Source organism: Nocardia otitidiscaviarum (genome assembly GCF_007362295.1).
GTDB lineage: Bacteria > Actinomycetota > Actinomycetes > Mycobacteriales > Mycobacteriaceae > Nocardia > Nocardia otitidiscaviarum.
Genome location: NZ_CP041695.1, coordinates 5,535,312 through 5,547,938, shown reverse-complemented (window position 1 = coordinate 5,547,938; position 12,627 = coordinate 5,535,312). Strand labels below are relative to the sequence as shown.

The window sequence follows — 12,627 nt, the reverse complement described above, 5'->3', positions numbered from 1 at the left end:
GGGTCGAACCGGCGCGCCGAGGCAACCGGACACCGCACCCGCAGCGCCGAGCGGGGGCGGGTTCGCCGGTGGGCGGGCCGCGGCGTTTACGATCGAGGGTGGATACGGAACGCTCGAACCACGCTCGGGTAGGAGCGCTGATGTGTCGATTGTTCGGATTGTCGGCCGCGCCGCAGCGGGTGAAGGCCACCTTCTGGCTGCTGGACGCGCCGGACAGCCTGGCGCGGCAGAGTCGGCGGGAGCCGGACGGGGTGGGTCTGGGCACCTTCGCCGCCGATGGCACCCCGCTGGTCGAGAAGCAGCCGCTGGCCGCGTACGAGGACGCCCGGTTCGGCAGGGAGGCGCGGGAGCGGGCGTCGGCCACCTTCGTCGCCCATGTGCGCTACGCCTCCACCGGGGCCGTGGAACCGCGCAACACCCATCCGTTCCAGCAGTTCAAGCGACTGTTCGCGCACAACGGGGTGCTGCACGGGCTGTCCGAGCTGGATGCCGAACTCGGCGCGTATCGCGAACTGGTGCAGGGGGATACCGATTCCGAACGATTCTTCGCCCTGATCACCAAGCGCATCGACAAGTACGACGGCGACGTCACCGCGGGCATCGCCGACGCCGTCGCCTGGATCGCGGATCGGTTGCCGGTGTACGCGCTCAACCTGGTTCTGACCACCGCGACCGAGCTGTGGGCGCTGCGCTACCCGGCCACCCACGAGCTGTACGTGCTGGAGCGGGCCGCGGGCGGAGCGGGCGGCGACCGGCATCTCGACCATGCGGGCCGCACCGGAATCCGGGCGCGCAGCGGGCATCTCGCGCGGCATCCGGCCGTGGTGGTGGCCAGTGAGCGCATGGACGAGGATCCGGGCTGGCGGCTGCTGCGGCCGGGCGAGCTGCTGCACGTCGACGAGCGGCTGCGGGTGCGCTCCACCCGGGTGCTGAACCGCCCGCCCCGGCATCCGCTGTCGCTGGCACAGCTGGAACCGGCCGCCGCCGCATCGCAGACCGGAGCCTGAACGTGCGCGGTCGCGTCCGGTGCTCAGTGGAAGCTGTGCCGGTACGCCAGTTCCTGGCGGGCCTGGATCGGCACCGGGGGCAGGTTCAGGATGTGCGCCACCGCGCGGGCGGGATCCAACCGCACGTAATTGGTCTGGCCCCAGTGGTATTCCTCGCCGCTCACCTCGTCGTACACCACCGGCCGGTCGTGCCATTCGCGGCCGATGGCGGGCAGATCCAGCGACACCATGCCCTGCTCGGCACCGAACGGGTTGAGGTTGACCACGATCAACACGGCGTCCCCGGTGGTGGGGTCGAATTTGGAGTAGGCCAGCAGCGCGTCGTTGTCGGTGTGGTGGAAGTGGATGCAGCGCAGCTGCTGTAGCGCCGGATGGGCGCGGCGGATCTCGTTGAGCCGGGTTATCCACGGCTCCAACGATTCTCCGCGCGCGGCCGCCTCGGCGAAGCGGCGCGGGCGCAGTTCGTACTTCTCCGAGTCGAGGTACTCCTCGCTGCCCGCGTGCACGGCCTGATGCTCGAACAGCTCGAATCCGGAGTACACGCCCCAGCTGGGTGCGAGGGTGGCGGCCAGTACCGCGCGAATGGCGAACATGCCGGGCCCGCCGTGCTGGAGGCTCTCGTGCAGGATGTCGGGCGTATTCACGAACAGGTTGGGCCGCGCCTCATCGGCCTTGGCGGCCAGCTCTTTTCCGAACTCGATGAAATCCTGTTTGGTGGTGCGCCAGGTGAAATAGGTGTAGGACTGGCTGAATCCGCGCCGGGCCAGGCCGTAGAGGCGGGCCGGGCGGGTGAACGCCTCGGACAGGAAGATCACGTCCGGGTGTTCGCGACGCACCTGGCCGATCAGCCACTCCCAGAAGTCGGCCGGTTTGGTGTGCGGATTGTCGACCCGGAAGATCCGCACCCCCAGGCCGATCCAGTGCTTCACCACCCGCAGTACCTCGGCGTACAGCCCGTCCGGATCATTGTCGAAATCGACCGGGTAGATGTCCTGGTACTTCTTCGGTGGATTCTCGGCGAAGGCGATGGTGCCGTCGGGCAGGGTGGTGAACCACTCCGGATGCGCCGCCACCCACGGATGGTCCGGGGCGCACTGCAACGCCAGATCCAGCGCCACCTCCATACCCAATTCCGCTGCCGCACCGACGAAGTCGGCGAAGTCGGACTCGGTGCCCAGGGCCGGGTGAATGGCGTCGTGCCCGCCCTCGTCGGAGCCGATGGCCCACGGCGACCCCACATCGCCGGGCTCGGCGGTGAGAGAGTTGTTGCGGCCCTTGCGGTTCACCCTGCCGATGGGGTGGATGGGCGGCAGGTACACCACATCGAAGCCCATGGCCGCGATGCGGGGCAGCTCCTTGGCGGCGGTGGCGAAGGTGCCGTGCACCGGCCTGCCCTCCGCGTCCCAGCCGCCCGTGGAACGCGGGAAGAATTCGTACCAGGCTCCGTACAGCGCCCGCTGCCGTTCCACCAGCACGGTGTGCTGGGGGCCGCGCGTCACCATGTCGCGCAGCGGGGTGGCGCGCAGGATCTCGCCCACCTCGGTGCTGAAGGCCGGCGCCACCCGCGCGGGCAGCTGTACGTCGCTGCGCAGGGCTGCGGCCGCCGCCCGCAGCGTCTCCCACTGCTTCTTCGGCACCGCCTGGGCGGCGCGCTCCAGCAGTCGCGCCCCGATCTCCAGGTCGTTGGCCAGATCGGCCGCGCTCTGCCCGACCGCGAGTTTGGCCTCCACCGCCGCGCGCCAGGTGGCGACGGGATCGCTCCAGCCCTCGATGCGGTAGGTCCACAGGCCGGGTGCGGTAGGCGTGAACACGCCGTTGAACACGTCGGGCTGGTAGTCCGGCGCCATCCGGAATCGACGGGCCCGCGAGGATCCGGGCGCCCGCACCGCCAGTGTCGCCGCCACCGCGGCGTGCCCCTCGCGCCACACCACCGCCCGCACCGGAAATACCTCGCCGACCACGGCTTTCGCCGGTCGGCCGCCGGGAATGGCAGGGGCGGTGTCATCGATGGCGATGCGGCCGGTCACGCTCCCGAACTTACCGGTTGCGCCGCCGCGTCGCCGGAGTGGGCGGCATCGCGGCCCGCTACGCCTGTCCGGGCTTCAGCACGATGAACAGCCCGTTGGCCTCGGCGCACAGCCGGTCGCCGTCGGACATGGTGGCCCGGACGTACACCTTGCGGCCCTCCACGCGCTCCACTCGGCCGTGCACCCGCAGCTCGGTGTCGAGCGGGGTGATGGAGCGGTAGTCGATGGTGAGGGAGGCGGTGCGGGTGACCTGTTTGGTGTGCACGGCGGCGGTCATGCCGAGCAGGTCGTCGAAGGCGAGCGCGATGTGTCCGCCGTGCGCGGCCGCATTGCCGCCCAGATGGAAGGTGCGGAAGGTGAGCCGGGCGTCCACCCCGTCGCTCGCGGCGCGGTCGATCCAGAACGGGGGCAGGGTGATATTGCCGCGCGAGGGCAGATCGTGTCGCCGCCAGGTCGGGGCCGACCACTCGTCCACGACGGCCTCGTCGAGCCGGTCGTTGAGCTGCTTCAGCATGGCGATGGCATCCAGGGCCACGTCGTCGCTCGGCGAGCACAGCCGCACCTTGTCCATGAGCTCGCGGACCTGCTCGATCAGTTCCCCGTAGTGCGGTCCACCCGCGGAGTTGTCCCGCGCGAGTTCCGCCATCGGCCGGAACCCGCCTTCGTGGTGCTCGGCGGTCGGAACCGACTCGACCTGCTGCTCAGTCATGAGAACACGTTATCGGTTGCTCGCGAGAAGCTCGTGCCGAGGGCCGATCGCGCGGTGTGAGCCGTGCCGTCGCCCGCCCGCCGCCCCGCGGCCACCCGGTAGGGTCGAGCGGGTGAAGGCACTGCGTCGATTCACCGTTCGCGCCCATCTGCCCGAGCGGCTGTCCGCGCTGACCGAGCTGGCGACCAACCTGCGGTGGTCCTGGCACGGGCCGACGCAGGATCTGTTCGCCGCGCTCGACCCGGAGCTGTGGGTGGAGGTGGGCCGCGATCCGGTGCGGATGCTGGGTGAGGTGCCCGCGGCGCGACTCGACGAGTTCGCCGCCGATGCCGACTACGTGCGCCGGGTGGACGCGGGGGCGGCCGATCTGCGTGACTATCTGACCCGGCCGCGCTGGTTCCAGCGGCAACCCGAACACGACCGCCCGCGCGGCATCGCGTACTTCTCCATGGAGTTCGGTGTCACCGAGGTGCTGCCCAACTACTCCGGCGGACTCGGCATTCTGGCCGGTGACCACCTCAAGGCCGCCTCGGATCTGGGGCTGCCGCTCATCGGGGTGAGCCTGCTGTACCGCTCCGGCTACTTCCGCCAGTCGCTGTCCGCCGACGGCTGGCAGACCGAGCACTACCCGGCCCTGGACCCGCAGGGTCTGCCGCTGCGCCTGCTCGCCGAGGGCGGCGCGCCCGTGCTGCTGCACGTCCCCATGCCGGAGGGCAGGGTGCTGCGGGCCCGGGTCTGGATCGCGCAGGTGGGCCGAATCCCGTTGCTGCTGTTGGATTCCGATATCGCCGACAACGACGCGGAACTGCGCGCCGTCACCGACCGGCTGTACGGCGGCGATCAGGACCACCGCATCAAACAGGAGATGCTGGCGGGCGTGGGCGGTGTGCGCGCGGTGCGCGCCTACACCCGGGCGCACGGCCTGTCCGATCCGGACGTCTTCCACATGAACGAGGGCCACGCCGGATTTCTGGGCATCGAGCGCATTCGTGAATTCATGGCCACCGGAATGGATTTCGACTCCGCGCTGGCCGCGGTGCGGGCCGGGACCGTCTTCACCACGCACACCCCGGTGCCCGCCGGGATCGACCGGTTCGCGGCCGGACTGGTGCGCCGCTACTTCGGCGGCTCCCATGGTGAGCGGGAATCGGTGCTGCTGCCCGGGGTTTCGGTGGACCGCATTCTGGCCCTGGGGCGCGAGCACGATCCGTCGGTGTTCAATATGGCCCATCTCGGGCTGCGACTCGCCCAGCGCGCCAATGGTGTCTCACGCCTGCACGGCGAGGTCAGCCGCGGCATGTTCAACCCGCTGTGGCCGGGCTTCGACACCGCCGAGGTGCCCATCGGCTCGGTCACCAACGGTGTGCACGCCCCGACCTGGGCCGCCCGCGAATGGATCGACAAGGCCCGCGAACTCATCGGTGACGAGCTGGTGGAGGAGGCGCGCGGCTGGGAGCGGCTCAGCGACGTCGATCTGGGCGAACTGTGGTCGACCCGCACCACGCTGCGCGGGATCCTGGTGGCCGAGGTGCGCCGCCGACTGCGGGCGTCCTGGCTGGAACGCGGCGCGGCACCGGCCGAACTCGGTTGGGTGGACGAGGTTTTCGATCCGAATGTGCTCACCGTCGGTTTCGCCCGCCGGGTGCCCACCTACAAGCGGCTCACCCTCATGCTGCGCGATCCGGACCGGCTGCGCGCCTTGCTGCTGGATCCGGACCGTCCGGTGCAGCTGGTGGTGGCGGGCAAATCGCATCCGGCCGACGACGGCGGCAAGGCGCTCATCCAGCAGATCGTGCGCTTCGCCGACGATCCGGCGGTGCGCCACCGCATCGTCTTCCTGCCCGACTACGACATGTCCATGGCCCGCTACCTGTACTGGGGATGCGATGTGTGGCTGAACAATCCGCTGCGCCCGCTGGAGGCGTGCGGCACCTCGGGCATGAAGTCCGCGCTCAACGGCGGGCTGAATCTCTCCATCCGGGACGGCTGGTGGGACGAGATGTACGACGGCGAGAACGGGTGGGCCATTCCCACCGCCGACGGCGTCCGCGACGAGCACCGCCGCGACGACCTGGAGGCTGCCGCCCTGTACGAACTGCTGGAACGTTCGGTGCTGCCGCGCTTCTACGATCGCGATCGCGACGGCATGCCGGTGCGCTGGATGGAGATGGTGCGCCACACCCTGCAGACGCTGGGTCCGAAGGTGCTGGCCTCCCGCATGGTGCGCGACTACGCGGTGGACTACTACCGTCCCGCCGCCGCGGCCGGTGCCGCGGTCGCGCGCGACGATTTCGGCGGCGCCCGCGCGCTGGCCGAGTACCGCCGCCGCGTCGAGACCGCCTGGCCCGCGGTGAAGGTCGTCCAGGTGGACAGCTCCGGGCTGCCCGACACCCCGGTCATCGGCGCGACCCTGGCGCTGCGCGCCCGCATCGACCTCGGCGGCCTCGCTCCGGTGGACGTCACGGTGCAGGCGGTGCTGGGCCGGGTCTCGACCACCGACGAGCTGTCCGATGTCGTGACCGTGCCGATGGACCACGTCGGGTCCGAATCGGGCACCGAGTTGTTCGAGGTGCGGACCCCGGTCCCGCTGTCCGGCGCGGTCGGCTACACCATTCGGGTGCTGCCCGACCATCCGCTGCTCGCCACGTCGTCGGAGCTCGGAGTGGTCGCCACGCCGAGCCCGTAGCGGGCGCGCCACCCGGCCTGATAATTTGCCCACTATTCGCCGGGTCGGATGCGGTTGTCCGGTATGCGAGCGGCTAACGTGCCTGCGGGGCACTCCCGCACCATCCGGCCGACTGGAGCAGAACACCGATGACCACCGACGTCCTGTCGCGCGCCAAGGGGCGCATCGACGAGTATCTCGGCGTCAGCCGCCACGGCTCGACCATGAAGCGTGAATTCATGGCGGGCACCGTCACCTTCCTGGCGATGTCCTATGTCCTCGCGGTCAATCCGACGGTGCTCGGCGACGGCGGTCCGCTGGGCGATCAGGGCATGCCGATGCAGGCGGTCTTCACGGCCACCGCCGTGGCCGCCGTGGTCGGCACCCTGGTGATGGGCCTGTGGGCGCGTTATCCGGTCGCGCTGGCCCCGGGCATGGGCCTCAACGCGTTCTTCGCGTACACGGTCGTGCTGAGTATGGGCATCCCGTGGGAGGAGGCGCTGTCGGGCACCCTGCTGTCCGGCATCATCTTCTTCGTCCTCGCGGTCACCAAGGTGCGCGAGAAGATCATCGACGCCATCCCCATGCAGATGAAGCTGGCCGTGGGCGCGGGTATCGGCCTGTTCGTGGCCTTCCTCGGCTTCAAGAACGCGGGCATCGTGGTCGCGAGCGAGGCCACCCTGGTGCATCTGGGCGACTTCCATCAGGGCACCACGCTGCTGGCGCTGCTCGGGCTGCTGCTGACGGTCGTCTTCATGGTGCTGCGCTGGAAGGGCGCGGTGCTGTACGGCATTCTGGTCACCGCCGTCGTCGGCATGGTCTCGGGTCTGGTGGAGCTGCCGAGTGCGGTGGTCGACCTGCCGCACGGACTGAACGAGACCTTCGGTGAGGCCATCGTCAATCTGCCGAACGTCTTCACCAACGAGAAGATGATCATCGTCGTGCTGACGATGCTGTTCGTCGACTTCTTCGACTCCTCGGGCACCCTGATCGGCGTCGCGCACCAGGCGGGCATGCTCACCAAGGACGGCAAGCTCGAGCGGGCAGGGCGGGCGCTGGCCGCCGACTCCATCGGCACCGCGGCGGGCGCGATCATCGGCACCTCCACCACCACCGCCTACGTGGAGTCCACCGCGGGTGTCTCGGCGGGCGGCCGCACCGGGCTCACGGCCGTCGCCACGGCGTTCTGGTTCCTGATCGCCATGTTCTTCTTCCCGCTGTTCGCCGTGGTGGCGGGCGTTCCGGCGGTGACCGCGCCCGCGCTCATCGTGGTCGGCGTGCTCATGTCCCGGGCGCTCGGGGAAATCGAATGGGACAAGCTGGAATACGCGGTCCCGGCCTTCATCACCGTCGTCATGATGCCGCTGACCTTCTCCATCGCGAATGGCATCGCCATGGGGCTGCTGTTCTACCCGCTGATCATGGTGGCGAAAGGCCGCGCGCGTGAGGTGCATCCGGTCATGTGGGCGCTGCTGCTGGTATTCCTGGCGTACTTCTTCTTCCTCGCCGAATAACGTTCGTCTCGTCGCCGCGTCGGTGTAACGGGGATTACATCCGATTTCGGATGTTCCGGAATAGGCTCCCGGTCCCGTAGGTTGGCTACCACTGAATGCGAAGCGGACCACGGTCCGGATGCTTTGCCGAAGTAACGACCCGACGTCGACAGATGAGGAAAGACGATGACCGCACCCACCACCGGTGGTACCAGTTCGACCCGCTCCCTGCTGGCGGCCCGGGAGGGCGTGGACGCCACCGCCACCGATATCGGTCTGCTGATCGCCCGCGTCGGTTTCGGCGGCCTGTTCGCCGTGCACGGCACCCAGAAGCTGTTCGGCTGGTTCAACGGCTACGGCCTCGAGGCCACCAATGCCGGCTTCGACCAGATGGGATACAACCCCGGTGCGTTCTTCGGCACCCTCGCCGGGCTGAGTGAACTCGTCGGCGGCCTACTCCTGCTGCTGGGTCTGTTCACGCCGCTGGCCGCCGCCATCGTGCTCGGCACCACCGTCAATATCCTCAACGCCACCTGGTCCGACGGCTTCGCGATGTGGGAGATGGGCGCGCTGTTCGCCCTCGCGGCCGCGGCACTCGCCTTCACCGGTCCGGGTCGGTTCTCGCTCGACCACGGTCGGCCGTGGGCCCGGCAGGGTGTGGTGTGGGGTATCGCCGCGGTGGCGCTGGCCATTGTGGCGGGCGTGCTCACGCTGATTCTGAAGGCGGTTCTCTAAGGATTGTGTGTCCCCGCGCCGCGTGCAGGGCTTGGCGCGGGGACCACGGATACTTCGATGTGGGAATTGGGGGTCATCGGAGTACCGCACGCCAATTTACTTCTGTCCGGAAGTATGTAGGCATTGGTGTGAGTGGTTTCACATCGGCGGTTTTCGTCAATAGGTTTATTTCGAGGCGGCGGCGGGTGATCCGGTCAGGCGTCGCAAAGCCTGGGCAACCACCTCGGGATCGGAAGTCTCCCAATACGGCGGCAATGACGCACGCAGATATCCGCCGTAACGTGCGGTGGCCAAACGGGAATCGAGAATCGCGATAACCCCGCGATCGTCCACACTGCGCAACAGGCGGCCGGTGCCCTGCGCCAGCAACAGCGCCGCGTGATTGGCCGCCACCGAGAGAAATCCATTGCCGCCCCGCGATTCCACCGCGCGCTGCCGGGCCACCAGCAGCGGGTCGTCCGGACGCGGGAACGGAATGCGGTCCAGGATCACCAGACTCAGCGACGGACCGGGAACGTCCACACCCTGCCACAGCGACAGTGTGCCGAACAGCGAGGTCTCCGGATCGTCGGCGAACTTGCGCACCAGCGCGCCGGTGGCGTCGTCACCCTGGCACAGCACGGGGGTGTCGAGCCGCTCGCGCAGAATCTCGGTGGCCGCCTTGGCCGCCCGCATGGAGGAGAACAGGCCCAGCGTGCGCCCGCCCGCGGCGGTCACCAGACGTTCGATCTCGTCCAGGTAGGCGGGCGGCAGGCCGTCACGTCCCGGGGCCGGGAGATGCTTTGCCACATAGAGGATTCCGGCCTTGGCATGATCGAACGGGGAGCCCACGTCCAGGGAGTTCCAGCGCACCTGCTCCGCATCGGCTGGGGCCTGCGCCCCGTTCGCGAGTGCGGCGTCCACCCGGCCGGGGGACTGCGGCGGCAACCCCCAGGTGACGGCGAGATTGTCGAAGGAACCACCCACCTGGAGCGTGGCCGACGCCAGCACCACGGTCGCCGTGCCGAACAGGCGGCTGCGCAGCAGCCCGCCCACCGACAGCGGGGCCATGTGCAGGGTGCGGCGCGGGACGCCGCGCATCTCGTCCACGGCCAGCCAGACCACATCGCGGTGCGCGGCCGGATCGGACTCCTCGAACGTCTCCAGCACCCGCACCGCGGCGTCGTGCACCTCCTCCACCGCGGCGAGGGCCTGATTGCGGGTGGCGGCCGTCTCCGGATCACCCTGCGGCGCACCGGAACCCTGTGGATTGAGCGCGGTGCGGGCATTCCAGGCGGCATCGCGCACCAGCGCCAGTGCCGGGGCCGCGCCCTCGGGCAGGGTGTCCCAGCGGCCCGCGGGCAGCTCGTCCAGGAAGGCGTGCCACGCCTCGGCGGCGCTCTCCAGCCGATCGACCTCCCGCTCGTCGATGAGTTTGGCGCAGCGCTTGGCGGCGGCGCTGATGGCGGCGGTGGACAGCTCCGCGGTGGCCACCCCGGTGACCCGGTCCACCAGTTCGTGCGCCTCGTCCACGATCACCACATCGTGTTCGGGCAGCACCTGGATGCCGCTGATTGCGTCGATGGCCAGCAGCGCGTGATTGGTGACCACCACATCGGCCTGTCCGGATTCGGCGCGGGCCTTCTCCGCGAAGCAGTCCACGCCGAACGGGCAGCGGGATTTGCCCAGACATTCGCGGGAGGAGACGCTGACCTGCCGCCAGGCGCGGTCGCTCACGCCCGGGGCCAGTTCGTCGCGGTCGCCGGTCTCGGTGTCGGAGGCCCAGTCGTTGAGCCGCTGCACCTCGCGGCCAAGCCGGGAGATGGCGAAGGCGTCGAACAGCTCGGCCTCGGCGGGCTCGTCCGGAATGGCGCTGTTGATTTTGTTGAGGCACAGATAGTTGTTGCGGCCCTTGAGAATCGCGTACTGCGGCACCCGGCCCAGCGGCTTCGCCAGCGCCTCCGACAGCCGCGGCAGATCGCGATCCACCAGCTGCCGTTGCAGCGCGATGGTGGCGGTGGAGACCACCACCGTGCGCCCGGTGCGCACCGCGTGGCGCAGACTCGGCACCAGATAGGCCAGTGACTTGCCGGTGCCCGTCCCGGCCTGCACGGCCAGATGCTCCCCGGTGTCGATGGCGTGCGCGACCGCCGCCGCCATGGTCTGCTGCCCGGTGCGTTCCTTCCCGCCCAGAGCCTCGACGGCGGTGGACAACAGTTTCGGCACGGGTGGGAGTTCGGGCACGGCCGTCAGCGTAGCGACTCCGGCCGACAAGCCGACGGTCCGTGCGAGACCGATCGGTCGGCGGCGCGGGCGTGTCGGTGCGAAACGCGAGTGACCGAATCGGGCGGCGCTGGGAGGATATGTGAATGGGGAAGGTGCTCATCATCGGCGACCTGCACGGCAATACCGAACACGCGCTGGCGCTCCTGCGGGAGGCGACGGCGCGCGGATGCGATCGGGTCTTCGCGCTCGGCGACTTCGGGGCCTGGGAACACGTGCCCTCGGGGCGGCGGTACTTCGACGTGGTGAACAAGGCCGCGCGGCGCGCGGAGCTGACCGTGTACTTCCTGGACGGCAATCACGACAAGAGTTCGCTGGTGCACGAGCTGTACGGGGAGAAGCTCGACGACGAGGGATTTCTGCGGTGCCGCAGCAATCTGCGCTACGCCCCGCGCGGACACCGGTGGACGTGGGCGGACACCCGCTTCGCGGCCTTCGGCGGAGCGTACTCGGTGGACAAGCAGCGCCGCCTGCAGTGGGAGGCGCAGCGCGCGGCGAAGGGCGAACGGCGGCGCGCCCGCGGTTCCCGCCGCGTCCGTGACACCGCCGGGACGCTGTGGTTCCCGGAGGAGCAGATGACCGACGCCGAACTCGACGCCCTGCTCGACGCCGACAGCTCACCGGTGGACGTGCTGTTCACCCACGACAAGCCCCGCGCCGCCGCGCCGGATTTCGACCGCAAGAAGCACCCGGACTGTCTACCGAACCAGGACCGCATCCAGCGCGCGGTCGAAACCCTGCGCCCCGCGGTCCTGTTCCACGGCCATTTCCACTACCGCTACACCGACCACATCAGCCTCGGCGACGACGAGTGGACCCGCGTCGAGGGTCTGGCCGCCGACCCGGACGCCTCCCCGCGCCCGGATTATCACCGCGACGACTCCTGGTACGTGCTGCCGCTGCCACACGCGCGCGACGGCGAGGAGACTTCCCGCGCGGCGAGCTGACGAGCCGGCCGCAGGCGCAGCGGCTCCCGCACCGCGGGATCCGGCTGCCGACGTCACGCTGCGCAGGGCTGCGTTGCGACGTTGTCCGCGGCTTCGCCGCGCTGCGACGTTGTCCGCTGCTTCGGTGACTCAGTTCTCCAGCGTGCCCGCCAGCTCCACCCCGGCGGCGCGCAGCTGTTCCAGCGCACGGTCGGCGGTCTCGGGTGCGACCGCGGCGGTGAGGCCCAGCAGCACTCGCGTGTCGAACCCGGCGGCGCGGGCGTCCAGGGCGGTCGCGCGGACGCAGTGGTCGGTGGCGATACCGCACACGTCCACGGTGTCGATGCCGTGGTCGCGCAGCCAGTCCGCGAGCGGGGTGCCGTCCTCGGCGCTGCCCTCGAAACCGGAGTAGGCCGCGCTGTACGCGCCCTTGGAGAACACCTGCTCGATGCGGCTGGTGTCGAGGTTGGGGTGGAAGTGCGCACCCGGCGTATCCGCGCGGCAGTGCGGCGGCCAGGTGTCCAGGTAGTCGGGCGTATCGGAGAAATGCGGTCCGGGATCGATGTGGAAGTCGCGGGTGGCCACGACGGCGGCGTAGTCGGAGACGCCGAGGTACTCGGTGATCCGGTCCGCCACCGCCGCCCCACCCGTGACGGCCAGCGATCCGCCCTCGCAGAAATCGTTCTGCACATCGACGACGATCAGGGCTCGGCTCATGGGGCGACCTCCCGGTTGAACTGCGGCGGTGCTGCCTGCGTTATGCATTCTGCCGCCCGGGCGGGCAGGGGTCCATGCGGCGTGCG

Annotated in this window: 9 protein-coding genes; 5 read left to right on the top strand and 4 right to left on the bottom strand. The window is 69.7% G+C overall.

The window, feature by feature from the left end; genetic code table 11:
• Window positions 1-140 precede the first annotated feature (140 nt).
• A complete protein-coding gene (locus FOH10_RS24870) occupies window positions 141-1,007 on the top strand; it encodes a class II glutamine amidotransferase (RefSeq protein WP_039810718.1) in 867 nt (288 codons plus the stop codon).
• A 23-nt stretch (window positions 1,008-1,030) separates the two neighbouring features.
• Here the strand turns inward: FOH10_RS24870 and FOH10_RS24865 are convergent, their stop codons facing one another.
• A complete protein-coding gene (locus FOH10_RS24865; protein ID WP_143982544.1) occupies window positions 1,031-3,034 on the bottom strand; it encodes an alpha-1,4-glucan--maltose-1-phosphate maltosyltransferase in 2,004 nt (667 codons plus the stop codon).
• Window positions 3,035-3,092: 58 nt separating this feature from the next.
• Window positions 3,093-3,743: a PaaI family thioesterase gene (locus tag FOH10_RS24860; RefSeq protein WP_039810723.1), complete on the bottom strand. Its 651-nt coding sequence runs from the start codon at window positions 3,741-3,743 to the stop codon at window positions 3,093-3,095.
• 112 nt (window positions 3,744-3,855) lie between these two features.
• Between FOH10_RS24860 and glgP the strand changes: the two genes are divergently transcribed.
• The 3 genes from glgP (at window position 3,856) to FOH10_RS24845 (ending at window position 8,636) form a co-directional block, all read left to right on the top strand.
• A complete protein-coding gene (gene glgP, locus FOH10_RS24855) occupies window positions 3,856-6,429 on the top strand; it encodes an alpha-glucan family phosphorylase (protein ID WP_143982543.1) in 2,574 nt (857 codons plus the stop codon).
• Between the two features lie 128 nt (window positions 6,430-6,557).
• A complete protein-coding gene (locus tag FOH10_RS24850) occupies window positions 6,558-7,922 on the top strand; it encodes an NCS2 family permease (protein WP_143982542.1) in 1,365 nt (454 codons plus the stop codon).
• A gap of 165 nt (window positions 7,923-8,087) precedes the next feature.
• Window positions 8,088-8,636, top strand: coding sequence for a DoxX family protein (locus FOH10_RS24845; RefSeq protein ID WP_143982541.1), 549 nt, complete (start codon window positions 8,088-8,090; stop codon window positions 8,634-8,636).
• Window positions 8,637-8,801: 165 nt separating this feature from the next.
• Here FOH10_RS24845 and FOH10_RS24840 read toward each other — a convergent pair whose 3' ends face one another.
• Window positions 8,802-10,859, bottom strand: a complete 2,058-nt coding sequence (locus FOH10_RS24840; RefSeq protein WP_143982540.1) for an ATP-dependent DNA helicase — start codon at window positions 10,857-10,859, stop codon at window positions 8,802-8,804.
• 125 nt (window positions 10,860-10,984) lie between these two features.
• On the opposite strand from FOH10_RS24840, the gene FOH10_RS24835 reads away from it, so the two are divergent.
• A complete protein-coding gene (locus FOH10_RS24835; RefSeq protein WP_143982539.1) occupies window positions 10,985-11,845 on the top strand; it encodes a metallophosphoesterase family protein in 861 nt (286 codons plus the stop codon).
• A 129-nt stretch (window positions 11,846-11,974) separates the two neighbouring features.
• Here the strand turns inward: FOH10_RS24835 and FOH10_RS24830 are convergent, their stop codons facing one another.
• Window positions 11,975-12,541 (bottom strand): nicotinamidase, encoded by a 567-nt coding sequence (locus FOH10_RS24830; RefSeq protein ID WP_039810737.1) that lies wholly within the window; start codon window positions 12,539-12,541, stop codon window positions 11,975-11,977.
• Between the last annotated feature and the right edge of the window lie 86 nt (window positions 12,542-12,627).

Bases quoted from the DNA above. Each gene is read 5' to 3' on its own strand.
- FOH10_RS24850 (WP_143982542.1), top strand. From the start codon at position 6,558: ATGACCACCGACGTCCTGTCGCGCGCCAAGGGGCGCATCGACGAGTAT.
- FOH10_RS24870 (WP_039810718.1), top strand. From the start codon at position 141: ATGTGTCGATTGTTCGGATTGTCGGCCGCGCCGCAGCGGGTGAAGGCC.
- FOH10_RS24830 (WP_039810737.1), bottom strand. From the start codon at position 12,541: ATGAGCCGAGCCCTGATCGTCGTCGATGTGCAGAACGATTTCTGCGAG.
- FOH10_RS24835 (WP_143982539.1), top strand. From the start codon at position 10,985: ATGGGGAAGGTGCTCATCATCGGCGACCTGCACGGCAATACCGAACAC.
- FOH10_RS24860 (WP_039810723.1), bottom strand. From the start codon at position 3,743: ATGACTGAGCAGCAGGTCGAGTCGGTTCCGACCGCCGAGCACCACGAA.
- FOH10_RS24845 (WP_143982541.1), top strand. From the start codon at position 8,088: ATGACCGCACCCACCACCGGTGGTACCAGTTCGACCCGCTCCCTGCTG.